Raw genomic sequence first — 26,685 nt, 5'->3', positions numbered from 1 at the left:
AATGAAAATATGTCACATAACTAGCACTAGACAAGATGCTATTCCACGTCTATTAAGGGAAAGTAATAGTGCTGTGAGAGCGGAAATGACACCTTTTATAGTCAGTGTTGGAGAAAGCTGTGAAAAAAATGGGGTAACATATATTGGGGTTTCCCCAGCAAAAAGTAGATTGCATCGAATGATATTTACAAGTAAAAAATTATATAAAGAAGCTTTAAAAATTGATGCTGATGTTTATCAGATACATGACCCAGAGTTACTACGTTTTGCAATGAAATTGGTGAAAAGGGGTAAAAGGGTTATTTTTGATAGCCATGAATTTTATGGTCTACAAATAGAGAGTAAAGCATACCTACCAGTGCGCTTGAGAAAGATAATTGCTAAGCTTTATATGAAGTATGAGACATTTATATGTAAAAGAATAGATGCAGTAATAGCTGTGTGTACAGTTAATGGGAAAGACTATTTTAAAGATCGGACAAAGAAAACAATTTTTTTAGAGAACCTTCCAGACAATGATTTTTTAAGTAAAGATGATATATTAGATAATAATGAAGATTGGATTGTCTATGTTGGTGCATTAAACCATATGAGGGGAATTACTCATCTTGTTAAAACAGCTGACAAAGTAAATGCTAAGCTAATTTTATGTGGACCATTTAATTCAGATGAATACTATAGTGAGCTAAAAGCTTTAAAAGAATTTGAATCAGTTGAATATAAAGGTGTAGTATCTAAAGAAGAGGTAATTAAAACAATAAAAAATAGTAAAATAGGAATTTCAACGCTACTTCATAAAGGGCAGTATTCTCAAATTGATACATTACCAACCAAAGTTTATGAATATATGGCGTTAGGGAAACCAGTAATTATTTCAGATACTACTTTTGCTAAAAAATTAAATGATAAATATAAATTTGGAATTTGCGTAAATCCTGAAAATATTAATGAGATGGCAGAGAAAATCAACTACATTTTAAATAATCCTGAAGAAGCCAAGAAAATGGGGGAGAATGGAATGTGGTTAGTTGAAAATATCTGCAATTGGAGCATTGAAGAAAAAAAACTAATAGATTTATATAGAGAGCTAACATAACTAAGATGACTCGATGGCCTTAAACACTAGTAAAAATAAATTTATAAAATAGATGAGAGAAGGGGCTTTTTTAATGTTACAAAAAGGTAGTAATGTGATTATTGGTAATAATGTTTCGTTTGGAGAAAATGTAGTAATTGGAAATAATGTGGTGATTTACGAAGGGACGATCATTGGGAATAATGTAATTATTCAGGATAACGCAGTAGTTGGTAAACAGCCAACTCGTGCTAAGGCATCCATATTGCCAGAAGTGGAAAAATTACCACCTACGGAAATTGGAAGTGGTGTAACGATTAGTACGTCAGCGATTATTTATGCCAATGCTAAGATTGCTGATGATGTTTTCGTGGCAGATTTAGCTACGATTCGAGAACGTGTAACAATTGGAGAGAAAACAATCATTGGGCGTGGGGTAGCTGTTGAAAACGATTGTGCTGTAGGGAGTTTTTGTAAGCTTGAAACAAACTGCTATATTACTGCATATTCCGAATTAGAGGATTATGTATTTATTGCGCCTTGTGTTGTAACTACAAATGATAATTATATGGCTCGTGATAAAGAAAGATTTGATAAATTTAAAGGTGTGACTGTAAAAAAAGGTGGAAGAATTGGCGCCAATTCGACAATTTTACCAGGTAAAATCATTAATGAGGAAGGCGCTGTAGCAGCTGGGAGCTTGGTATCGAAAGATGTTGAACGTGAAAATTTAGTAATGGGAAGCCCAGCGAAAAAGTATAAGCCAGTTGATGAGAGTCAATTATTAAAGAATCAATAAAGGAACTTTAAAAATGAAAATATGGATTTTGAATCACTATGCAATATCTCCAAATTTTGCAGGAGGAACTAGACACTTTGATTTTGCAAAAGAACTTGTTAATAAAGGACATGAGGTAACTATCTTTGCTTCTTCTTTTAATCATTTTTCTAGAACTGAAACTATTAACTATGAGACGAATAGTTACTTTAAAGTAGTGAATGAACAAGGGGTTAATTTTGTTTGGATTAAGACACCTGCCTATTTTAATTCGATAAAACGCATTATAAACATGCTTGCATTTTCATTTAAATTAAATAGTTGTTTAAAGCATAGATTGATAACAGAAAAGCCAGATTTAATAATTGGTTCTAGTGTGCACCCGCTTACTCCTTTAGTAGGGTTAAGAGTTGCAAAAATGAATTCAATCCCCTTTTATTTTGAGGAAAGAGATTTATGGCCACAAACATTTGTTGATTTTGGAAAAATGACGAAGAAAAATATTTTATTTAGAATATTACTAGCAATAGAAAAGAAGCTTTATAGGGAATCAGATAAAATTATATTCCTTTTTGAAAATGCATATAGATATGCTGAGCAATTTGATGTGAAAAAGGATAAAATAATTTATTTACCAAATGGCTTTGACAGCAGACGAGTGGATAACGAAGGTTATAATGAAAAATTAAATGAATTACTTAGCCAATATTTAAATAAAAAATTATGTGTTTATGTGGGAAGTATGGGGATTGCAAACGATGTTGACAAACTAGTTTTATTGGCAGAAAAAATGAAATATGATAAGGACTATCATTTTTTGTTTTTTGGTGATGGTCCTTTAAAAGAGCAACTAATACAAGATATTCGTGATAAAAATATTGAAAATATAACATTTTTTGACCCGGTGCCTAAAAATGATGTTTTATATATTTTGAAACAAGCCCATTGTGGCTTACTTTCAATTAAAAACTCACCTTTATACAAATGGGGGATGAGTATGAACAAGATTTATGATTATCTCTCTGTAGGGTTACCTATTATTACCTACACTGATTTAGAAAGTTTAGGTGAAGTAGAAAGTACAGGTGGGATTTATAAATCATCAGATATTGATAATTTAAGAGAATTAGTTATAAATATCAATACTGAAGAGCGAGAAAAAATAAAAATAAAAGCTTTTGAAAAATTTTCGTGGAAAATGTTAACACAAAATTTTTTGAAGGAATTAGAATCCACTGATTTTAATGAAAAAAGGATTGGAAAATGATTAAAAGATGTTTTGATTTTTTTGTGAGTTTTAATTTACTTATTGTTTTAAGCTTAGTAATACTTGTTACGTGGCTTATTGTACGTTTTAAATTAGGCTCTCCAGCTATTTTTAAACAACCTCGCCCAGGCCTAAATAATAAAATATTTAATGTCTATAAATTTCGTACAATGACTGACAAACGAGATGTAAATGGTGAACTACTACCAGATGCAGAGCGTTTAACGCCGTTTGGAAAGTTACTTAGAAAATTGAGTTTAGATGAACTACCGCAGCTATGGAATGTATTAAAGGGAGATATGAGCTTTGTTGGTCCACGTCCATTATTAGTAGAATATTTACCTTTATACAATGAACGCCAAGCACAACGTCATAAGGTACGTCCAGGTATTACTGGTTGGGCTCAGGTGAATGGGCGTAATGCAATTTCGTGGGAGCAGAAATTTGAGTATGACGTATGGTATGTAGAAAATCAATCATTTTGGTTAGATATAAAAATATTGTTTCTAACAGTGAAAAAAGTATTTATAAGCGAAGGTATTTCTCAAGAAGGTCAAGCGACAATTGAGAAATTTAAAGGCTCTAAATAGAAGATAGGAGACATATAATATATGAACTTTGTTTTGATTGGTGATAGTGGTCATGGAAAGGTGATAGCGGATTGCATTCAAGCAGGTGGTCACCATCTTATTGCAAAGTTAGATGATAAATATTTGTCTAGTTTCCAAGAAGGTCCTTATAAGAAAGGTCCTATTTCTATGATTAAAGGTTTGCTAGCTGAAGATATAAAAGTAATTATTTCAATTGGTCATAACGCTATCCGTCAGAAAATAGTGGATAGATTACAACTATCAATTGAATATTATGGTACGGTTATTCATCCAAGTGCTATAATTAGTCCAACTGCAAAAATTGGTTATGGTACTGTAATTATGCCTAATGTAGTCATAAATGCTGATAGTGTAATTGAAAATCACGTAATTTTAAATACTGGTTGTGTTATCGAACACGACTGTACAATACAAAATTTTGCGCATATTTCTCCAGGTGCAGTTTTAACTGGTGGAGTTTTGGTGCAAGAAGGTACACAAATAGGAGCTCGATCATCTGTTAATCCAACGATGCAAATTGGAAAATGGTCTATGATTGGAGCAGGAAGCGCTGTTATCAATGATATTCCAGATAACGTAACAGCTGTAGGGGTGCCTGCCAAGATAATTAAAGAAAGAAGGAGTTTGAATGACTAAACGCATATTGTTGTCCTCTCCTCACATGGGAGGAACTGAGCAGAAGTATATTCAAGAAGCATTTGATACGAACTGGATTGCACCACTTGGAGCGAATGTAGATGGCTTTGAGCATGAGTTAGCTTCTTATGTAAAAGTGAAAGCTGCATCAGCAACAAGCTCAGGTACAGGTGCTATCCACCTTGCATTAGATTTATTAGGAGTACGTGCCGGAGACACAGTATTTTGTTCGACTTTAACATTTATTGCGAGTGCTAACCCAATTCTCTATTTAGGAGCAACACCAGTTTTTATTGATTCTGAAGAATCGACTTGGAATATGTCTCCAAAGGCATTAGAACGTGCATTAAGTGAAGCAAAAGCAAATGGCTTGCTACCTAAAGCAGTTATTGTTGTCAATTTATATGGTCAAAGTGCTCGGATGGATGAGTTAATGGCATTATGCAACGAATATAATGTGCCGATTATTGAGGATGCAGCGGAATCGCTAGGCTCTTTATATAAAGGAAAGCATAGCGGTACTTTCGGTGTGATAGGTATCTATTCATTTAATGGTAATAAAATAATTACAACATCTGGTGGAGGTATGCTCGTATCAAATGATGAACAATTAATAGCTCGCTCCCGTTTCCTAGCAACACAGGCACGAGATGCTGCCAAACATTATCAGCATAGTGTGGTTGGTTATAACTATAGAATGAGCAATGTTGTTGCGGGTATCGGGCGTGGTCAACTTGAAGTGCTTGATGAGCGTATTTCGAAAAAGCGAGAAATATTCAAACGTTATGAAACAGCCTTGGCAAACATAGATGGTATTATGATGATGCCAGAACTAGAGGGGACATTTTCAAATAGATGGCTATCTACGATGACGTTAGACCCTAAAAAGATTAAAGTAACACCTTACAAATTAATTGATTTATTAAATGAAGCAAATATTGAAGCACGTCCAGTATGGAAGCCTCTACATATGCAACCATTATTTTCAGAATGCAAATTCTATGCTCATGGCGAAGGGCAAATTGTAAGTGAGGAATTGTTTGCTAATGGAATTTGCCTACCATCAGATAGTAAAATGACAGTAGATGAACAACAAAAAGTGATTGATATTGTACTTAATTGTGTTTAATAAAGCATTCACTGTAATAGAAGTATATGAAAAAGTATGCTTAAACAGAGAGGACATATTTTTCTTTAGTGGAGTTTAGAAGGATTATGTATGTTTTTCTAATTCTTCTATTCCATAATAGAGATACGATTATTTCAAATCATAAAAAGCTAACATATGATCAAGTATGGGATGCATTAAAGCAAATAGATGAAGACCCAAATAACCCAAGCGATGTGATTTTGGTACATCTCTAGGGCTAGAAACAGGATATTCACCATTTATGTGCTACGGATATGCAAGTGAACAGCTCACGTGGCAATTTAGATTTCGATAATGGTGGAAGCGGTGTGAAAGGCTGTGATGGCTGTTTTAAAACGAGCACATCATTTGAGCCACCAAATCGCGTCAAAGGCGACGTAGCCCGTATGCTATTTTACATGGCAACTCGCTATGAGCAAGGCGATCGTGTTGACCTTGAGCTAAATGAAAAATTGAACAATGGCACAGCACCATATCATGGTAAGCTGTCTGTATTATTGCAATGGCATTTACAAGATCCAGTAGATGAAATCGAGCGTGCACGCAACGAAAAAATCTATGAAATTCAAGGCAACCGCAACCCATTCATTGACAACCCACAATGGGTACAATTGATTTGGCAAACAGAAAAAGCATTGCCGAAAGCATCGTAATCATATAAATAAGTAAGCGTCAAATACTCCACACCTTCTAATAATTACCGTGTTTTGTGATAATCACCTTAACATCAATTGTTAGGGGGTTTTTTATGTCAGTAGATGAACGTAAACAAATGTGGCAAGATCGCATCGATGCCTACAGATCCAGTGGAGTGCTAAGTGTCAAAGCTTGGTGTAAACAAAATCAAGTAGGTGTTCAAAGTATGTATAGCTGGATGAAAAGATTGGAAACTGAGCCGACTCACGTCGCTTATCCTCTTACACAATGGGTTGCCATTGATTCATCCAACTCGATTGAAGAAACAGCTACTTTAACAGTTAAGGTAGGCGATGTTTCAATCGAAATTAAAGAAGGCTTCAGCCATTCACTTTTAAATGAAGTACTTCAGGTTCTTCAATCCCATGTTAAGTAAAACACCCATTCAACGAGTCTATTTAGCGACGGTGCAACAGATCTTAGAAAGTCGATTGATGGTTTGGCAGCGATTGTTCAAATGAGTTTCCAACTGGATCCTTTCTCTTCCAATCTATTTGTGTTCTGTAATCGCAAACGAGATAAACTAAAGATCCTTCATTGGGATCATAATGGGTTTTGGTTATATTATCGCCGACTGGAAAAAGGCGTTTTTCAATGGCCAGATGAACAAACTACTAAGCCGCTATCGATCAGTCCTCGCCAATTCAACTGGTTGCTGGATGGACTTCCACTTGAACCAAAACAAGCCCATCCAAAAATGAGTGCAAAATTTATCATATAGAGAGAATTGATCATTCACGACATCTCTCTATATGGTATTCTATTTATATGAGAAAAACTACGAATGAACTACAAGATACAATTGAAGAACTCGCATCGAAAAATGCGGATTTAGAAAAACAAAAAGAAGTCCTAGAGGCAAAAATCAAATGGTTGGAAGAGCAATTCCGACTAAGCCAACAAAAGAGATTTGGGGCTTCGAGTGAAAAAACAAATTCGGATCAAATTGAACTTCCTCTTTTTAATGAAGCTGAAATCACAGCGGATGTAAAAATGGAAGAACCTACACTTGAAACGATTACTTATAATCGAAAAAAGTATGTAGGACAACGAGATATGAAACTTGAAAACTTGCCTACGGAAATGATCCATTATCGTTTATCCGAAGAAGAGCAGGTCTGTTTGTGTTGCGGTGAAACTGTGCATGAAATGAGTACGGAAACAAGACGAGAATTAAAAATTATCCCAGCTCAAGTGAAAGTCGTGGAGCATGTTCAACATATTTACAGTTGTCGTCAATGTGAACGTGAAGGAATTGAAACACCGATTGTCACTGCCAAAATGCCTGCGGCAGTCTTTCCAAAAAGTCTTGCTTCACCTTCTTCAATGGCGTATATCATGAATCAAAAATACGTAGAAGGAATGCCGTTGTACCGAATTGAAAAACAATTTGAACGACTGGGTGTCTTTCTATCACGCCAAACGCTTGCCAATTGGGTAATATATGGTGCAACAAAATGGCTCTCACCGTTATACAATCGCTTGCATGAGTTACTGCTTCATCTTGACCGTCTGCACGCAGATGAAACAACCGTTCAAGTTTTAGCAGAAACTGATAAAGCAGCAACTTCCAAATCCTATATGTGGTTGTATCGATCGAGTCGGGATGTTTCACCGATTGTCTTATATGACTATCAAACTTCTCGCCATAGTAAACACCCGAAAGCATTTCTAAAAGGATTTGCGGGCTATCTTCATGTCGATGGTTATGCGGGCTACCACGATATGAAGGGTGTGGAGTTAGTTGGCTGTTGGGCGCATGCACGCCGTAAATACGACGAAACGCTCAAATCTTTGCCTGCAAGTGTAGATAAATCTACGAGCCTCGCAGCTGAAGGTCTTCAATTCTGTACGCAATTATTTAAAATTGAAAAACAGATAGAAGAAGAATTTGAAAATTGTAGCCCTGAACAACGAAAAGAAGAACGTCAAAAACGTAGTCAACCTGTGTTAGACGCTTATTTGGCATGGCTACAATCCAAACGCCCTCAAGTTCCACCTAAAAGTAAATTAGGTGATGCCATTAATTATAGTTTAAACCAATGGTCAAAACTCATAGTCTTTATGAAAGACGGGCGACTAGAACTCGATAATAATCGAGCTGAACGTTCGATTAAACCATTCGTTATGGGAAGAAAAGCATGGCTATTTTCCCAATCGATGAAAGGTGCAACTGCCAGTGCTATCATTTACAGCATTGTCGAAACGGCCAAAGAGAATCAATTAAATCCATTAAGTTATTTAACGTATCTCTTTGAACATATACCGCAAATAGATTTAGAGGATCAGGAAGCACTTGATCAGTTTCTTCCGTGGTCAAAAAACATTCCAAATGAATGTCGGCTCCCTGCTAAACTTAAATAAAGAATACACTAATGCCCACCTGAAAAACTAGGTGGGCATTATTTGACGCTTACATAAATAACAGCCTTTCTTTGTGAGATTAATAGCAAAGAAAGGTTGTTATTTTTTTAGGTAATCAAAAGGTGTTTTAGTTCTTTAGAACTACCATATAACAAATAAGAATAGTTTGAATTGATTAAAAAATCTATTTTATCAGAAATCTAGTTGACGTTTATTTCGTAGAATTGTATCTTTATTAATATATTGTAAAAGTATTTTGTCAATTTAAGACGAAATATAAACTACTAGGTTCCTTTTTACTAAGAGGAACCTAGTAGTTTGCAATATGGGAATGATAGTAACTTATTAAGGGGAGGAATAGTTTTGGGAAACAAGGGGAGTAATCGATTTTTTGCTATTTTTATAGCATTCATTATGATTCTCAGCATGCTTTCGCCAATGCAAGCATCGGCGAACAGTGATTTTAGCAAGCTAAAATCACCATTTGATGCAGCTACATTACAAGCGAAATCAGCGATTGCTGAGCAATTGGAAGTATTAAATGGTGCAGCTAGACTACATCCAGACTTACAAGGAGTGTCTGGTAATCAAAGTGTAAAGGTTATTGTACATTTATCAGAAAAACCTGTAGCACTTGAAAAAGGAATTAAAGAATTAGCTGGGAAATCTTTTACAGCTAATGAGGCGAAAAAAGTAGAACAACGTGTTATTTCACAGCAAGAGCAAGTTGCTGAAGAAATGATTGAAGAAAATATTTCATTTGAGCAAGGCTATACATATAATACTGTATTAAATGGCTTTGCGGCAGAAGTAAAGGCTGATGATTTAGAGAAGCTACTAGAGATTGATGGCATTACATTAATCGAACCTGATGCTGAAATGTACGCGTTCGAAGAAGATATGATAGCATCTAAACTTCAACCAGATGAGCAACAGTTTGACGCATATATGAATACAAGCAATTCATTTTTAGGTATTGAAAAGCTTTGGAATAAAGGATTTGAAGGGCAAGGAATTAAAGTTGCGGTATTAGATACAGGGATTGATAAAACTCACCCAGATTTAAATGTTGTAGGTGAAAGAAACTTTGTTACACATGATCCAAAACTTTATAATTTCCAACGCGCTGAGAATGATGCAACGGAAACAAAGCCTATAGAGAAGCCAGCGAACCAACCGCTTGTAAATGCTAAGGGAAGTGAATACTCGACTTCTCATGGTACCCATGTCGCTGGGACAATTGCAGCACTTGGAAATAATCCATATGGTATTAAAGGAATTGCGCCAAAAGTGGACTTATACTCTTATCGTGTATTAGGCGCATATGGAAGTGGTTCAACAACTGATATTATTAAAGCAATTGAATATGCTGTGGAGCAACAGATGGATGTTATTAACCTTTCATTAGGTGGTGGCTCTAACTCTGAAAATGATGCAAGCTCATTTGCAATTAATAACGCAGCATTAGCCGGTGTTATCCCAGTTGTTGCAACAGGGAACTCGGGTCCAAATCGTGGAACAATGGGTACACCTTCAACAGCGCCATTAGGTATTGCTGTAGGTAACTCAACAAATCCAGAAGCAGCATATTATTCAACAGTGTCTGTAAAAGCAGGTGACTTTGAATGGTCTAATCAATTAAATTTAATGGCAACAACATTTGGTAAAAATTTATCAACACAACTAGCAGGGGAATTTGAATTAGTTGCAGTACCAGGGCTAGGGAAAGCAGAGGATTATACAGCAGATGTTGATGTAGATGGTAAAATTGCGCTTATCTCACGTGGGGATATTGCATTTGTAGATAAGATGGCATATGCGAAACAGAATGGTGCAGTCGGTGCTATTATCCACAATTTTGTAGGAGGAACAAATGCACCAGGACCTTCAGGAACATTTTTAGGAGATTCTTTTGATTTTATTCCAACATACGATATGTCTGTTACAGATGGACTAGCTATTCGTGAGGCATTAGTTACAACTGATGGAACAGTAAGCTTTGATATTCATGGTTCAATGACATCTATTGGAGACGAAATGAACGAGTCAAGCTCACGTGGTCCGTCTGTACCAAACTATGATATTAAGCCTGATATAGTGGCACCTGGTACAAATATTATGTCAACAATTCCAACATATAAAACGAGTGTTGAACAAAGAGTACCAGTTGAAACTAGCAAGGCATATGATCGTAAAACAGGAACATCAATGGCGACACCTCATGTTGCTGGAATTGCAGCATTAATTAAACAAGCTAATCCAAATTGGACGCCATTTGATGTGAAAGTTGCATTAGCTAATACAGCAACAGTTTTAAATACAGATAACTATGATGTATATGATCAAGGTGCTGGACGTGTTAATGCATATGAGGCAGCATTCCCAAGCTTACTTGCGTATGTACAAGATACGGCGAAACGTGATGCTAGTGGCGCAATCGTAGCACATGAAAAAGGCTCAGTAACATTCGGTCCACAGCCAATTAAAGACCAAAATATTGAAGTAACAAAAGAAATTGTTGTGAAAGATATAAACGGTATAGGCGGTAGTTACTTAGTAACTGTTGATACATTGAAAAGTCTTGGTGATGCTCAAGTAACTGTTGATAAAACATCATTTACTTTAAATGGAGAAGAGCGCATAACTGTTAAACTTACTGCTTCTCAAAATGTAGCTGCTAAGTTCGGTGATGAGTTATTTGGTTATATTCATATTACGCCAACTACAATTGGCCCAGATGGAGTATCATTAACGGTTGATCAAACTTCTCTAAACATGACAGCAGGTAGCTCTGTTCAATTAAATGTTGTAGAGAAAACAACTGTACCAGCTGGAACATATTCAGTTATCTCATTACCATTCTCAGCTGATTTAGGTGGCGTTGCACCAGTGGCACTTGAATACCTATTACTAGCTGATACAGCAGGAGAAGTACTTATTGAAGATTTATCCTTGGCAGAAGGCATTAAAAATAATGACCCATATGCTGGATTATTCTTTAAGCTAACTGGAGATGTCCAAAATAGTATTATTGAGCTATGGGATTTAAGTAATCCAGATGGTGGTCTTTATGAAGATGGCTACATTGGTTACTTAGATGGAGGTGCCATTCCAGCAGGCGCATGGAGATTACCAATTACAGGCGGTTATTATCCACACACAGGTAATGGAGTAGAAGAACAAATTCCAGATGGAGTCTACACAATTGACTTTACGGGATTATCAGCGACAGGTGAGGTATTCAAGGATGTAGGACCTATCTTTATTAAGTCCACAGAAACACAATTTGATGTGAATGTAACTTCTGGCGATACAGGCGGTGTTGTTGTAACAGGTGATAGCGCAAGTCTAACAGTTGAAGGAAAAGTCATTGATGATTATATTGCTCAAATTGCACTGGCTAATTCTTTTGACTTAGGTATTAAATTAGATGATAAATTAGCGGCATTCTATGCAGTAGTACCTAAAGGTGCAAATATAGAATTTGAAGACCTTGTTCCAATGATATTAAATGCAGATGGTACTTTTGTGTTCAATGTAGATGAATTTAACGCAACAACAGAGGATTTAGTTTTTGTAGCAATGGATGCTGCAGGAAACTTTACTTTGGAGGAGTATGATGGGCTTGCTAGTAAGCCAATTGGTATGACAGAACAATTGAAAGCTTTATTGCAAACACAATTTGTTTCACAAAAACAAAAAAATGTAATAAATTCAGATGCACCAAAATTATTAGCATCAATGAGTGCAGGAAACTCTTATATGCAAAATAAAATAATGCATGACTCTAACAAATTAGATGGTCCAGCTCGACCGAAAACATTTGCATCAGATAAAGTTCTAGATGTAACTGCAAAAGCAACATATACAGTTGCAAATAACAATGTTGTTGAGGTATCAAAAGGTTTAGTAAAAGCTAAGGCGTCAGGCACAACAACAATTACAGTTAAGTACGGCGTAAATACGATTGAGATTCCTGTAACAGTACTTGCTAACAATTCTGGTGGTGGATCAGGTGGCACTGGTGGCGGATCAGGTGGCACTGGTGGCGGAGGTGGAGCAACAGCACCTGAGGCTCAACCAGAAGAAAAGCCAGAAGGTGAAAAGCCTAAGGAAGAAACAACAAAGCCAGACGAGCAAGAGAAGCCAGCTCCATTCGTACCAACAGACTTACCAGCTAATCACTGGGCAGCAAGCTATATTGGCAAAATGATTGAAAAAGGTCTATTAAAAGGAAATGAAAAAGGTGAAGTAAAGCCAAATGCCAATGTAACACGTGCACAGTTTGCATCCATTTTAGCGCGAGCACTAGGTCTAACGGCGAATAGCAATGCACCATTTAGCGATGTAAGCAAATACGCATCAGAAACACAAGCTGAAATTGCAGCTATTTTCGAAGCGGGTATTGCGAAAGGAACTGATGGTAAGTATATGCCATCTAACGAAATTTCACGTGCGCAGCTTGCATTAATGTTATACCGTGCATATGAAGTTGCGACAGGTGAAAAATATGCACCAAAAGGTGACGCAACGTTTAAGGATTTAGGCAACTATAATGCAGAAACGCGAGCAGCAATTGCGATGGTTCAAGAGTTAGGTATTGCATCAGGAGACAACGGCAAATTTAACCCAACAAACCCAGCAACTCGCGCACATGCATCAAAAATGGTGATCAACTTCTTAGAGGTTATTGAAAATCGTTAATTGTTACTGAAATAAATAAGGCGCACAGAACTAAGTATTTTTCACTTAAGTCTGTGCGTTTTAATTTTCTTTAAAAATAGGTAATAGAAAATCTTTTTGAAGTCTCATGATTAATTTTGCCTTTAAACAAAATTTACAAAAACTTATATCTTAATAGATAGCAAATTTGCTACAATAAATGAGGTATGACATCCTTCCTTTAAGAGGGAATACTATTTGGGAGAAAAAGGAGAACAAAGGGAATGAAAAGAGGAAAACTACGCAAGTCAGTTACTATGTTAGCAGCTTCAGCGCTTGTGATTAGTGCAGTAGCACCAGCAATGCCGGTAAATGTGAAAGCGGATACACAACAGGTGTTGACAGTTACAGAGGTACTTGCTAACTATGATTCGACGAAGAAAATTAGTAATACAACTGTCCGTGGCTATATTGTAGGTTATGTTAATTCGGAAACGGACGTTATTACAACAGGTCCAAATGTAAAAGATACAAATGTTGCGATTGCAGCAGATCCAAATGAAACAGATACCCAAAAAATGCTGTATATTCAATTAGCGACAGGTGATCGCCCAACATTTAGTATATTACAAAATCCGTCAGCATTAGGTAAGGAAATTGTACTAACAGGTAGCTTAGAGAAGTATTTTGGTTCACATGCAGGCATAAAATCATTAACTGCTATCGCATTCACTGGTGCCACAGTTACACCACCAGATACACCAACAATTGTCCCAATTAATAATGCACTTACATCACCAGATGGAGCAATAGTAACGGTTCAAGGTAGAGTAACAGCAAAATTAAAAAATACAATCGTTATGCAAGATGAGACAGCGGGCATTTCTGTTCGACCTACTTCACTTAATGTGCAAGAGGGTGAATTGGTCACAATCACAGGGAAATTAAATACTTATCTAGGATTACGTCAATTAGATTCAGCCTCAGTAGTTTCTAAAGATACAGCGCAAATTGACCTGTTACCGAAAGTGATTGCAGCTAATGAAGTAGGTGAAGATTATGAGTCGCAACTAGTTGAAGTACAAAACATCAAGTTGAGTGGTGGCGCAAATGGTAACTACACCGCAACAGATGGCAGTAATACTTTTATTGTGCGTGATGAAAATAATTCATTAAGTTTATTAGAGAATGTTAATTATGCATCAATTGTAGGGATCGTTCAGCAATATAATAATGACTATCAAATTATCCCTCGTTCTGTTGCGGATGTTACAGTAGATCCTACAGTTTTATTACCACCAGTCGCAACTCCAGCAGGTGGGACATTTATTGGAGGAACAACAGTTAAGTTAACAGCAACAACTGCAAATGCAGAAATTTTATATACATTGGATGATGTAGATCCTAAAATAGGTGGCGCAACGTATGCAAGTCCAATTAATATTACAGAAGATACAACATTAAAAGCTGTTGTAAAGCGAGGCGATATATCATCACCAGAGTACAGCGATGTTATTACAATAGATTACAAAATCGTTGAGGCTTTACGCATTCACGATATTCAAGGTGCAGCTCACACAACTAAGTTTAATAATCAGATGGTAGAAGGTGTAAAAGGCATTATAACATCAAGTTATGAAGTTTCAGGAGCGAAGTATTATACAATCCAAACACCAGATGCAGAAATCGATAATAATCCATATACATCTGAAGGTATTGTTCTATATGCTGGTAAAACAAATTGGCCAATTGAAGTAGGGGATTTAGTTTCTGTAACAGGGAAAGTATCTGAATATGCAATTGAAGGCTATACAGAGCGTCAAACAACAGACTTATTAACAACGCAAATTAGTGTGCGCGATGATCAAGGGGGCAAGGTTACTGTAGTAGAAAAAAATGTACCATTACCAACACCAATTATCATCGATGAAAATAATCTACCAACAGGTGCTATTGATAGCGACAACTTAACAGTATTCAATCCAGAAACGGATGCAATTGATTTCTGGGAAAGCTTAGAAGGCATGCGTGTACAAGTATCAAACGTGAAAGCTGTTGGACCACAGGCGAATGGTGACTTGACAACCGTATTGGAAAGCAAAGCGACGAATACAAAAAATGGTGGTGTGCTTTTACAAAAAGATAATAAAAATCCAGACATTATTCAATTTCGCTTAGAGCCAAATGGTGATGCACGCAAGTTTGCGGTAGCAACAGGCGATAAATTTGTAGGAGATATTGTAGGGGTTGTCGGCTACTCTTATCAAAACTATAAAATTTATGCACCGCTTACTGATATGAAAGCTGCTTTTGTCAAAGGCTCAGTGGAGCTTGAGAAAACACATATTGTCAAAGATCCAACTAAATTAACAGTTGGCTCATACAATCTTGAAAACTTCTCAAATAATAAGAGCAAAACATCTGATGACAAAGCACAAAAATTAGCACGTGCCTTCGTGAAGGATTTAAACAGCCCTGATATTGTAGGGGTAACAGAAGTACAAGATAATGATGGCGATATAAATAACGGTAATGCGGCAGCAAACGAAAGCTACGAGCGTTTAATTAATGAAATTGTAAAAGCTGGTGGCGTAGAGTATAAATATGCCAATATCGACCCTATCAACAACACTGATGGTGGTGCGCCAGGCGCAAATATTCGCGTTGGTGTACTTTATAATCCAGAGCGAGTACAGCTATCAGATATTACAGCTGGTGATGCAACAACAGCAGTTGGCTATGAAAATGGCAATTTAACTGTTAACCCAGGACGTATTGATCCACAAAACGATGCTTTCAAAAGCAGCCGTAAACCGTTAGCAGCACAATTTAATTTTAATGGTGAGCAAGTTATTATTATTGTCAACCACTGGAATTCAAAAAATGGTGACGACGCACTATATGGCTCTAAACAGCCGGTAGTGAACAAAAGTGAAGTACAGCGTAAAAATATTGCAACAATTGTAGAGGGCTTTATCAATGATGTGAAAACGAAAAACCCGAAAGCGAATATTGTGGCAGTAGGAGATTTTAATGATTTCCAATTCGCAGATTCTGTGAAAATTTTAGAAAATCGTCATATGACAAATATGATTAACCATTTACCAGAGGAAGATCGTTATTCTTATGTGTTCCAAGGTAATTCACAGGTGCTTGACCATATTTTAGTATCAAATAATTTAGCGAAAGCTACAGAAATTGATGCGATTCATATTAATGCAGATTTCACAGATATGGCAGGTCGTGCGAGTGACCATGATCCAATTTTAGCGCAAATTGATGTAAAGGCTGCTAATACAGAGCCAAATCCAGATGGAGGTAACAATCCAGGCAACGGAGGTAGCAACCCAGGTAATGGTGGTGGCAATAACTCTGGTGGCGGTAACGCAGGCGGTGGAACAACAGCACCTGAAACAAAGCCTGAAGAAAAACCAGAAACAGAGAAGCCTGAAACTCCACAGCCTGAGGAGCAAGAAAAACCAGCACCATTTACGCCAACCGACGTACCAGCTAATCATTGGGCAGCAGGCTATATTGAAAAAATGATTGAAAAAGGCTTGCTAAAAGGAAATGAAAAAGGTGAAGTGAAGCCAGATGCTAATGTAACACGTGCCCAGTTTGCATCCATTTTGGCAAGAGCATTAAGCTTAAAGGCAGATGGTCAAGCACCATTTAGTGATGTAAGTAAATATGCGCCAGCAACACAGGCTGAAATTGCAGCAATCTTTGAGGCAGGTATTGCAAAAGGTGTAGACGGTCAATTTAACCCATCAGGTGAAACAACACGTGCCCAATTTGCATTGATGCTATATCGTGCATATGAGCATGTAACAGGTGAAAAATATACACCAAAAGGTGATGCAACATTCAGCGATTTAGGTCAATATAATGAAGAAACACGTGCAGCGATTGCAATGATTCAAGAATTAGGTATTGCGACAGGTGATAATGGTAAATTTAAACCAACAGCACCAGCAACGCGTGCACATACAGCAAAAATGGTTATCAATTTCTTAGAGGTTATTGAAAGCCGTTAATAATAGATAAAACGTATGAAATCAAGAATTTAAGCTTGATTCTATACGTTTTTCTTTTTCTGCTATATTTTAAACTTGTTTACAATATTATTTACATAGAATGATATTTTCACGCATATATTGTTAAAGTATCCTATCGAAGTAGACAAGCGTTTCTCTGGGATAGGGTGAGAGCTAATAAATATTAGTTCGCTTTATGTAGTATGAGGTGCCTATTAAATTATTTGAGGGAGGAATTGTTTTTGAGAAACAAAGGGATTACTAGACTTTTTGCTATTTTTGTAGCATTGATGATGATCCTCAGCATGCTTTCGCCATTGCAAGTATCGGCGGATAGCGAATTTAGTTTATCAAAACCAGCAAATGATGAAGCCACGCTACTAACAAAAGCAGCAATAGTCGAACAACTAAACATAGCTAATGGACCAGCAGTGCTGCATCCAGCTTTACAGGATGTATCTGGTAGCAGCCCAGTTGCCGTTATCGTACATCTATCTGAGAAGCCTGTTGCACTAGAAAAAGGGATTAGAGATTTAGAAGGAAAAAGCTTTAGCGCAACAGACGCAAAAATAATTAAACAGGCTGTACAAGCACAGCAAGCAGAAGTGCTAAAAGAAATGACAGGAGAACAAATCTCCTTTAAGCAAGGCTATACATTTAATACTGTATTAAATGGCTTTGCAGCACAAATCAAAGCGGATGATTTAGAAAAATTGCTAGAAATCGAGGGCGTTACACTTATTGAGCCGGATGCTGAAGTATATGCGAATGAAGAAGCTTCAGCTACGAATCAAGTGGATGCATATATGAACACAAGTAATTCGTTTTTAGGTATTGAACAGCTATGGGCAAAGGGCTTAGAAGGTCAAGGCATTAAAATGGCTGTTTTAGATACAGGGATTGATACAACACATCCCGAGTTTGCAGGCATTTATAAAGGCGGGAAAAACTTTATTGTACACGATTCAAACATGTACAAATCACCGCGTGCAGATAATGATGCAACGGAAACAAAACCAGCAGAGCGTCCTTCCAATCAGCCACTTGTCAATGCACGTGGTAGCTCTTACGCTACTTCGCACGGCACACATGTAGCAGGTACGATTGCTGCAATCGGGGCAAATCCATATGGTATTAAAGGGATTGCGCCAAAAGTAGATTTATATGCTTACCGTGTATTGGGGGCATATGGAAGCGGTGCAACATCGGGTATTATCGCAGCAATTGAATACGCTGTTGAGCAAGAAATAGATGTTATTAACCTATCTTTAGGTGGTGGCTCAAATTCTGAAAATGATGCGAGCTCATTTGCGATTAACAATGCAGCATTGGCAGGGGTTATTCCAGTAATTGCTACAGGAAATTCTGGCCCAAACCGTGGAACATTGGGTACACCTTCAACAGCGCCATTAGGTATTGCGGTTGGGAACTCAACGAACCCTGAAACAGCTTATCATGCAGTTGCTACGATATCAGCTAGTAATTTTGAGTGGTCGCAGCAATTGAATTTAATGGCGACAACGTTTGGTGGGAATTTAACACAGCAATTAAGTGGTGAGTTTGAATTAGTTGCTGTACCAGGAATAGGAGCGGCAACGGATTATACAAACATTAATGTGAATGGCAAAATCGCACTTATTTCGCGTGGTGATATCGCCTTTGTAGAAAAAATCGAGCATGCGAAAAATGCAGGTGCAGTCGGTGCTATTATTCACAACTTCTCAGGAGGTACAAATGCACCAGGTCCATCTGAAACGTTTTTAGGCGATTCCTTTGATTTTATTCCGACATTTGATATGTCTGTAACGGATGGACAAGCTATTCGCAATGCACTAGCTACATCTGTTGGCACAATTAGCTTTAATGAATATGGACAAATGACATCAATTGGCGATGAGATTAACGATTCAAGCTCTCGTGGTCCATCGACACCAAACTTTGATATTAAGCCGGATGTCGTAGCACCAGGAACAAACATTATGTCAACAGTACCAACTTATGAAACTGGCACTGCTGAAGGAAATGCGATTGATCCAACAAAGGCATATGATCGTAAAACAGGTACGTCAATGGCAACACCACATATTGCAGGAATTGCGGCATTAATTAAACAAGCAAATCCAAGCTGGACGCCATTTGATGTGAAGGTTGCATTAGCGAATACAGCCGATGTTTTAAATACAGCGAAGTACGATGTATTTGATCAAGGTGCTGGACGTGTCAATGCGTATGAGGCAGCATTCCCAAGTGCGCTTGCCTATGTACAGGATTCGGCAAAGCGTGATGCAAGTGGTGAAATTGTTGAGCATGAAAAAGGTGCTGTGACATTTGGTCCACAACCAATTAAAGCGCAAAATATTCAAGTAACAAAAGAAATTGTTGTGAAAAATATCAATGGTACAGGTAGTAACTATACGGTAGCTGTTGATATGTTAAAAAACTTTGGCGATGCACAAGTAACAGTTGATAAGTCATCATTTACTTTAAATGGTGAGGAGCACTTAACTGTGACATTAACAGCATCGCAAAATACAGCAGCAAAATTAGGCGATGAAATTTTCGGCTATATTCATCTTATACCGACGCAATCTGTAACGACAGAAACGGCGTTATCAGTGAATCCAGCTGAATTAAATATGAAGGTAGGCGAATCGGTTCAACTAAATGCCGTTGAAACAACAACGACAACACCTGACAAGCATACGATGATTTCATTACCTTTTGCAGCAGATTTTGGTGGGGAAGCACCAACTTCAATTGAAAATATGGCAATTTCCGAGACAGACTTGTCATTTAACGGAGATGGTATTAAAGATAGCGCTGAGTTAACATTTACATTAACAGGCGATGTAGGAGCAAACTATATTGAGCTTTGGGATTTACAAAACCCAGAAGGAGGTCAATATGGTGATGGCTACATTGGCTATTTACATGCGGGTACAACTTTAGGTGCAGGCTCATGGCGTTTGGCTGTGAATGGAAGCTACACACCATGGGGGGGTAGTGGCATGGTAGCAATTCCTGATGGTGTTTATACAATTGATTTTACAGCTGAAGCAAAGACAGGTGTTATTTCTGATTATGTTGGGCCTGTATTTATGAAATCAACAAAAGCAACGCTGCAAGATGTAAGCATTACACCTACTTCAGTAACGTCGGGTGATACGGCAACAATTACATCTGGAGATACTGCAAATATTGCTGTAGAAGGTAAAGTAGTAGACAAATATATTGATTACAAAGCGCTATTGGCATCGTATGGTTTAAATTATGATGTCAACAGTAAATTAGCAACATTGTATGCAGTAACACGTAACGGAGAAATTATTGAAGATGATCTTGTTACTTTACAGCAGGATGGCACATTTGCATTTGATGTGGAAGCATCATTAAATGAAGCTACAGATTCTGTTACGATGGTTATTTTAGATGCTGCTGGCAATATAAGTGAGCAGACAGTTTATGGCGACCCAGTTTCAATCATTACATCACAAAGTGTAATGGGTAAATTAGCAGCAAATGAATTACAAAGTGAATGGGATATTTCGAACGAGGTAGATGTAACGGAAGCGGCTCCAAATAAATTATCCTTTATTGCTCCGGTGACGCTTGATAATCCGTATGGATCAAACCATGTATCAGCCATGGCTGATGGTCCAACACGTCCAACAACGTTTACATCAAATACAGTTGCTGATGTAACGAAGCAAGCGACATATACGATTGCAGATGAAGGAATTGTTGAGGTAACGGAAGGCTTAGTATCAGCAAAGGCTGCTGGTACAACAACAATTACTGTGAACTATGGAAATAACAATGTCGTTATTCCAGTAACGGTAACTTCAGAGTCTAAACCAAATCCGAATCCAGGTAATCCAAATCCAGGTGGAGGCGGAAGCTCTGGTGGCGGTGGCGGTGGTGCAACAACTCCTGAGACAAAGCCAGAAGAAAAGCCTGAGCCTGAAAAACCAGAAACAACAGAGCCGGCAGAACCACAAACACCATTCATGCCAATCGACCTGCCAGCGGATCATTGGGCAGCAAGCTATATCCACAAAATGATTGCAAAAGGTTTGTTGAAAGGCAATGAAAAAGGTGAAGTGAAGCCAGATGCGAATGTTACACGCGCACAGTTTGCTTCCATTTTAACACGAGCACTTGGCTTAACAGCAGGTGGCAAAGCACCATTTAGTGATATCGGTAAATATGCACCAGCAACACAAGCTGAAATCGCAGCAGTTTTCGAGGCAGGTATTGCAAAAGGCGTTGATGGTAAATATAATCCATCTGGCGAAGTGACACGTGCACAGCTAGCGTTAATGCTCTACCGTGCATATGAGTATGCGACAGGAGAAAAATATGTAGCAAAAGGTAAGCCATCATTTACTGATTTAGGTAAGTATAATGCAGAAACCGTGTCGGCGATTGCGATGCTTGAGGAGTTAAGCATTGCAACAGGAGACAACGGCAAATTTAAACCATCTGCCCCTGCGACACGCGCACATACGGCAAAAATGGTTATTAATTTCTTGGAAGTGATTGAGGCTCAATAGGTTAAGAGAACTGCCTATAGACAAAGTCGATTTTTCGACTTTGTCTATTATTTTTTAAGTAACAGCTATAAGTATCATTTTTTTAGATTTTCTGAACTAAAGGGTTCAAAAAAATATTAGAACATAGAAAACTAAAATTAAATGCCGACATATAATAACTTGTTGTTACGAGATTAGTTTGCTGGCAATCTAGAGTGAGTGAATTTTTTATTTACTGTTTATTATAGGTGAAGTAGAATATTTTTAAAAAGAAGGAGGGATTAAATGGTTATTTTACCACGTGAAAGACCTATAAAGGAATATTTATTACAAGCGGCTATTCGCCGAGGATTTCCTGAAATGAAAGATGAATTGGTAAGGATACAACAAGGGTTGGCAGGAGAACAATATGTAGATCGTAGCTGGCAAGACATGCAGTTAGATGAGGAATTTTATTTACTCCACGACTTTAGTACAGATACACATCAAATAGATACGTTGTTTGTTTGCGAAAAATTTATTCTTATAGTAGAAATAAAAAACATTGCAGGACGCATTGATTTTGATGAGAGATGTCACCAGTTCACTCGAACTCTTGAAAATGGAAATGTTCAAGGCTTCAGAAATCCACTCGACCAAGTACGTCGTCATCAACGTTTTCTACGACAATTATTCCCCGATTTACCTGTCATTTATGTAATAGTGCTAGCACATCCCAAAACAATTATTGGTCAAATACCTCAAAATGAGCCGATTATCCATTGCAGTGGTTTAGAGTTTTATATTCGCAAGCTTCTTACAATGCATAAGGCACGATTATCAACAGAGCAACTTCAACGACTTCAAAATGAATTACTTCAAATGCATACAATTTCTAACCCTAAATTAAATATTGATAAAGACAAAGTTCGTACAGGTGTGCTTTGCAAACAATGTGATTACACTACACAAATGCTATTTCAATACGGTCGATTCATATGCCCTAAATGTCAAATAAAAGATGATGGCACAATGCTACAGCGAGCAATCGAAGACTATAGTCTGTTAATTAATGAATGGATTACAAATATACAATTTCGTAAGTTTATGAGGGTGAACTCCATCTATGCAGCAAATCGCCTATTAAAAAAATTAAACCTTTCACACAAGGGAGATAAAAAAGGTAGAAAATATTTTATTTCTTTTAAAAGGAACTCGCAAATAAATCTGAGAAGCCGCAAATAAAACGGAAAACTCGCAAATAAATCCGAGAGGTCGCAAATAAAATGGGAAACTCGCAAATAAATCTGAGAAGTCACAAATAAAATGGGAAACTCGCAAATAAATCCAAGAAGTCGCAAATAAAATGGGAAACTCGCAAATAAATCTGAGAAGTCGCAAATAAAATGGGAAACTCGCAAATAAATCCGAGAAATCGCAAATAAAATGAGAAACCCGCAAATAAATCCGAGAAGTCGCAAATAAAATGGGAAACTCGCAAATAAATCCGAGAAGCCGCAAATAAAATGAGAAACTCGCAAATAAAATGGGAAACTCGCAAATAAATCCGAGAAGTCGCAAATAAATCCGAGAAGTCGCAAATAAAATGGGAAACCCGCAAATAAATCCGAGAAATCGCAAATAAAATGGGAAACTCGCAAATAAATCCGAGAAGTCGCAAATAAAATGGGAAACTCGCAAATAAATCCGAGAAGCCGCAAATAAAATGGGAAACTCGCAAATAAATCCGAGAAGTCGCAAATAAAATGGGAAACTCGCAAATAACCTCTGAAAAGCCACAAATAAAATGAGAAACTCACAAATAAATCAATTAATTACTGTAACTTCTTCCAAAAACCTACGTCTAAATTTATGTAAAAACTAAGCTAGGCACCAAAACAGCAAAAAAAATGTTAAAATAGTAGTAGATAGTGATTTTAGCATTAGAGGAGGAAGAATAGTAAATGAAAAAATCATATAAAAAAATGTTAGCCTCTACGGCAGCAGTAGCGGTAGTAGCTTCTGCAATTGTTCCTGTTGCGAGTGCAGCATCCTTTAAAGATTTAAATGGTCATATGTATCAAAATGAAATTTTAGCATTAGTCGATGCGGGCGTTATTAATGGATATCCAGATGGCACATTCCTTCCAAATAATTCATTAACACGCTCAGATGTTGTAAAGCTTTTAGGGAAATATTTAGTGTCGTTAGGTCATGAAGTTCCAGCTGATTATAAAACAAAAATGCGCTTTACAGATTTAACAGCAAAGTCTCAGGACGAGCTATTACAATATGCTGCGCTTGTTAAAGATGTAGGGGTATTCCAAGGTAGCGCTGGTCAGCTGATGCACCGTGATGAAATGCGTCGCGACCAAATGGCGACAGTGCTTGTGCGTGCATTCAATGTAATCAATGACTTTGATTACGCAGCACATGTGAAGGAACAAGGCTTCACAAGCACAATTTCAGATTTAAATAGAACGACAGTAGAGCATCAAACAAATATTGCTGTATTAGATTACTATGATATGGTAAAAGGTGCTTCCTTTAACCCGAAAGATATGACGAAGCGCGGTCAATTCGCTTACTTCCTATACCATATGCTGCAAATTGAAACAAAGCCTGTACTAACAGTGAAAAAAATCGAGGTAACAGCAGCTGATAAGCTTTCTGTTACATTATCTGATGACAAAACATATACAGTAACATTACCAACGCCACTTGTTGAAAATGTGGAGACAGATGTAAAATTCAAAATCGATGAAGTAGAATATGCTGCAAAAGTAAAATATGAAGTACCAGATTTAAAAGTAACAGCAGTTACAAATCCAAATGGTGGGCAAATTAAAATTGACTTCAACCAACCAGTAGCACTTGCAAACATACTAAATGAAGCAGATATCAACAAAATTGTAAAAGTAGCAGGCATTGCAACACCAGGTAAAATTGATTTATTAAAAGGTGAGCTAAGCGCGGATAAAAAATCTTTAACTGTTACAATTAAAGGTGTAAAACCGTTAACTGAAGGTCGCTACAATGTTGTTGTGGATGGCGTGAAAACAGAAAAAGGCTTAACACTTATTAAATATGATGAAGTACCAACATTTACAGCTGACAAAGTAGCACCAGCAATCGCTTCTGCTGAAAACGCTGGAGCAACACGCGTGAAGGTGAAGTTTACTGAACCAGTGACAAATACAACAGGTACAACGCAATTTACATTAGCAAACGGCTCAGTTATTTCCAATGTAACAGGCACTTTAGAGCGAAATGCAACAGAGGTTACATATGACTTTACTAAAGCAACAGTAAATGGCGTTGCTTTATCTCCAGGTACTTCTGTGAATATTACATTTGGTGCATTGGTAGATATTTCAAATAATGTAGCACCAGCAAATACTGTTAAAACGACAGCTACAATTGGTGTGCGTGATGGTGTAGCACCAACATTATTAAATATTGAACAAGTAGGTGCACGCAAATTTAAACTAATTTTCTCTGAGGAAATTCGTGATTTAACACGTACAGACATTAGTGTAGTCCAAAACTCACAAACTTTAGGTGTAATTGGAGTAGAAAAAGATAAGAAAAATCCAGCTGCTTATATTATTGAAACAGCACAAGAGTTAAATGGTTATGCAACAGTAGCGAATGCTTCTGGTCGTTATATTACAGACTTATCAGGTGAGTCTAATACATTCTACATGTACTATAACTTTGTCCGAGATACGACAGTACCAAGCTATGTATCAACAACGGTTGTGAAAGACAATAATGAAGAGTATTTAGAAATTTTATTTGATCGCAATATCAACGTATTACCAAACGCTAATATTGCATTTAATGGTTGGTATGCACAAGCTAACAATCAACAAGGGCAATTGAATGTTTCAGCAATTCCGAAAAAAGTAGCAACAAACGATAAAGCGTTACGTGTAAAATTGCGTGATTTATTAGGTGTTGGTTATGATTTTGTGGGTGCTAAATATGCAGGACAGATACATTTATCAGGTGTCGTAAGTGAATATAACCTACCAGTAGCAACAACTCCACAGCAAATTCAATTTGATCGCTCTGGCGATTTAGGTAGTATTGCGGATAGAGTAATTGTAGAACGTGTGGAATCGGTTCCTTCAAATGAGAATAACAGATATCAAAATATTCGTGTGACTTACTCACACCCAATCGATTTTGCATCTGCAACAAATAATCAAAACTATATTGTAGATGGTACACAAGTTATTAGTGCTTTACCGACTCAAGGTGGTATTGCAAATCGTCAAGTTGACTTGCGCTTATCAGTAAATGACACAACGCAGTTAAACGAATTCTTTACAACGGTGACAATTAATAATGTATATGCAGCTGGACGCAATGTGATGGTAGATGCTTATTCAGCACCATTAAGATTACGTGAAAACAATAAGCCCTATGTAGTTGGGAATAATGTTGCGGTATCGACTGAGGATATTGCAAATGGGCTAAAAGTAGGGAAAACAATTTCTTTCACAGTTTCTGAACCAATACAAACAACAATTCCTAACCCATTCTCTGTTATGGTTAATAATGTAGATATAGTACAACAAGTTTCTTATAGTGGTGACAACCGAGTTGTGAATATTAGCCTCAAAAATGATATTCAGCAAAATGACGTAGTGACAATTGCATTAAAGCAAAATGTCATAATTACAGATGCAGCAGGTAATGCTTTTAATTTTAATACAACAAAATTTAGTTTTAATGGCTCACAAAGCTACACATATGGAGTACTACAATAAAACACTAGCCTTGTAAACTACTATTACTAGAAAGTAACCAAACTGTAATAAAAACTCAGCAGATTTTCATATAAAATAAAAGATGGTGTAGCTTGCTGCACCATCTTTTCTAATTTTCAT

The 26,685-nt window shown here is 37.1% G+C and carries 13 protein-coding genes and 2 pseudogenes; all 15 read left to right on the top strand.

Annotation, left to right across the window (positions count from 1 at the left end):
* Nucleotide 1 precedes the first annotated feature (1 nt).
* Nucleotides 2-1,096 (top strand): glycosyltransferase, encoded by a 1,095-nt coding sequence (locus M3Z76_RS04250; RefSeq protein ID WP_293921578.1) that lies wholly within the window; start codon nt 2-4, stop codon nt 1,094-1,096.
* Nucleotides 1,097-1,169: 73 nt separating this feature from the next.
* The gene (locus M3Z76_RS04245; RefSeq protein WP_293921580.1) at nt 1,170-1,874 is read left to right on the top strand and encodes an acyltransferase; all 705 of its coding nucleotides are present in this window, start codon (nt 1,170-1,172) and stop codon (nt 1,872-1,874) included.
* Nucleotides 1,875-1,887: 13 nt separating this feature from the next.
* Nucleotides 1,888-3,120, top strand: a complete 1,233-nt coding sequence (locus M3Z76_RS04240; RefSeq protein ID WP_293921582.1) for a glycosyltransferase family 4 protein — start codon at nt 1,888-1,890, stop codon at nt 3,118-3,120.
* On the top strand, nt 3,117-3,710 hold the full coding sequence (locus M3Z76_RS04235) for a sugar transferase (protein ID WP_293921584.1): 594 nt from the start codon (nt 3,117-3,119) through the stop codon (nt 3,708-3,710). The genes M3Z76_RS04240 and M3Z76_RS04235 overlap by 4 nt, the downstream gene beginning before the upstream one ends.
* A 21-nt stretch (nt 3,711-3,731) precedes the next feature.
* Entirely contained in the window at nt 3,732-4,367 is a 636-nt protein-coding gene (locus M3Z76_RS04230; RefSeq protein WP_293921586.1) for an acetyltransferase, read from the top strand.
* A complete protein-coding gene (locus tag M3Z76_RS04225; protein ID WP_293921588.1) occupies nt 4,360-5,496 on the top strand; it encodes an aminotransferase class I/II-fold pyridoxal phosphate-dependent enzyme in 1,137 nt (378 codons plus the stop codon). Before M3Z76_RS04230 ends, M3Z76_RS04225 begins: the two co-directional genes overlap by 8 nt.
* A gap of 128 nt (nt 5,497-5,624) precedes the next feature.
* Nucleotides 5,625-6,170 (top strand): annotated as a pseudogene (locus tag M3Z76_RS04220) (endonuclease I family protein); the annotation flags it as partial.
* Between the two features lie 95 nt (nt 6,171-6,265).
* Nucleotides 6,266-6,589, top strand: coding sequence for an IS66 family insertion sequence element accessory protein TnpA (tnpA, locus tag M3Z76_RS04215; protein ID WP_293921589.1), 324 nt, complete (start codon nt 6,266-6,268; stop codon nt 6,587-6,589).
* A 39-nt stretch (nt 6,590-6,628) separates the two neighbouring features.
* Nucleotides 6,629-6,934 (top strand): annotated as a pseudogene (tnpB, locus tag M3Z76_RS04210) (IS66 family insertion sequence element accessory protein TnpB); the annotation flags it as partial.
* A gap of 47 nt (nt 6,935-6,981) precedes the next feature.
* Nucleotides 6,982-8,577, top strand: a complete 1,596-nt coding sequence (tnpC, locus tag M3Z76_RS04205) for an IS66 family transposase (protein WP_293921591.1) — start codon at nt 6,982-6,984, stop codon at nt 8,575-8,577.
* A 363-nt stretch (nt 8,578-8,940) separates the two neighbouring features.
* Nucleotides 8,941-13,281, top strand: a complete 4,341-nt coding sequence (locus tag M3Z76_RS04200) for a S8 family serine peptidase (protein ID WP_293921594.1) — start codon at nt 8,941-8,943, stop codon at nt 13,279-13,281.
* 242 nt (nt 13,282-13,523) lie between these two features.
* The gene (locus M3Z76_RS04195) at nt 13,524-17,276 is read left to right on the top strand and encodes an S-layer homology domain-containing protein (protein WP_293921596.1); all 3,753 of its coding nucleotides are present in this window, start codon (nt 13,524-13,526) and stop codon (nt 17,274-17,276) included.
* Nucleotides 17,277-17,518: 242 nt separating this feature from the next.
* Nucleotides 17,519-21,829, top strand: a complete 4,311-nt coding sequence (locus M3Z76_RS04190; protein ID WP_293921598.1) for a S8 family serine peptidase — start codon at nt 17,519-17,521, stop codon at nt 21,827-21,829.
* Between the two features lie 264 nt (nt 21,830-22,093).
* Complete coding sequence (locus M3Z76_RS04185; protein WP_293921600.1) at nt 22,094-23,032, top strand: nuclease-related domain-containing protein; 939 nt, start codon at nt 22,094-22,096, stop codon at nt 23,030-23,032.
* Nucleotides 23,033-23,751: 719 nt separating this feature from the next.
* On the top strand, nt 23,752-26,565 hold the full coding sequence (locus M3Z76_RS04180; protein ID WP_293921602.1) for an S-layer homology domain-containing protein: 2,814 nt from the start codon (nt 23,752-23,754) through the stop codon (nt 26,563-26,565).
* Nucleotides 26,566-26,685: the final 120 nt, after the last annotated feature.

The sequence above is a fragment of the Metasolibacillus sp. genome, from assembly GCF_025291715.1.
GTDB lineage: Bacteria > Bacillota > Bacilli > Bacillales_A > Planococcaceae > Metasolibacillus > Metasolibacillus louembei.
The sequence above is the reverse complement of the archived record's forward strand: the minus strand, read 5'-3'. Positions and strand labels throughout refer to the sequence as shown.

What these genes read in the sequence shown, in the direction of transcription:
- M3Z76_RS04230 (WP_293921586.1), top strand. Translation starts at nt 3,732, where the DNA reads ATGAACTTTGTTTTGATTGGTGATAGTGGTCATGGAAAGGTGATAGCG.
- M3Z76_RS04250 (WP_293921578.1), top strand. Translation starts at nt 2, where the DNA reads ATGAAAATATGTCACATAACTAGCACTAGACAAGATGCTATTCCACGT.
- M3Z76_RS04180 (WP_293921602.1), top strand. Translation starts at nt 23,752, where the DNA reads ATGAAAAAATCATATAAAAAAATGTTAGCCTCTACGGCAGCAGTAGCG.
- M3Z76_RS04185 (WP_293921600.1), top strand. Translation starts at nt 22,094, where the DNA reads ATGGTTATTTTACCACGTGAAAGACCTATAAAGGAATATTTATTACAA.
- M3Z76_RS04245 (WP_293921580.1), top strand. Translation starts at nt 1,170, where the DNA reads ATGTTACAAAAAGGTAGTAATGTGATTATTGGTAATAATGTTTCGTTT.
- M3Z76_RS04225 (WP_293921588.1), top strand. Translation starts at nt 4,360, where the DNA reads ATGACTAAACGCATATTGTTGTCCTCTCCTCACATGGGAGGAACTGAG.
- M3Z76_RS04235 (WP_293921584.1), top strand. Translation starts at nt 3,117, where the DNA reads ATGATTAAAAGATGTTTTGATTTTTTTGTGAGTTTTAATTTACTTATT.
- M3Z76_RS04240 (WP_293921582.1), top strand. Translation starts at nt 1,888, where the DNA reads ATGAAAATATGGATTTTGAATCACTATGCAATATCTCCAAATTTTGCA.
- tnpA (WP_293921589.1), top strand. Translation starts at nt 6,266, where the DNA reads ATGTCAGTAGATGAACGTAAACAAATGTGGCAAGATCGCATCGATGCC.
- tnpC (WP_293921591.1), top strand. Translation starts at nt 6,982, where the DNA reads ATGAGAAAAACTACGAATGAACTACAAGATACAATTGAAGAACTCGCA.
- M3Z76_RS04195 (WP_293921596.1), top strand. Translation starts at nt 13,524, where the DNA reads ATGAAAAGAGGAAAACTACGCAAGTCAGTTACTATGTTAGCAGCTTCA.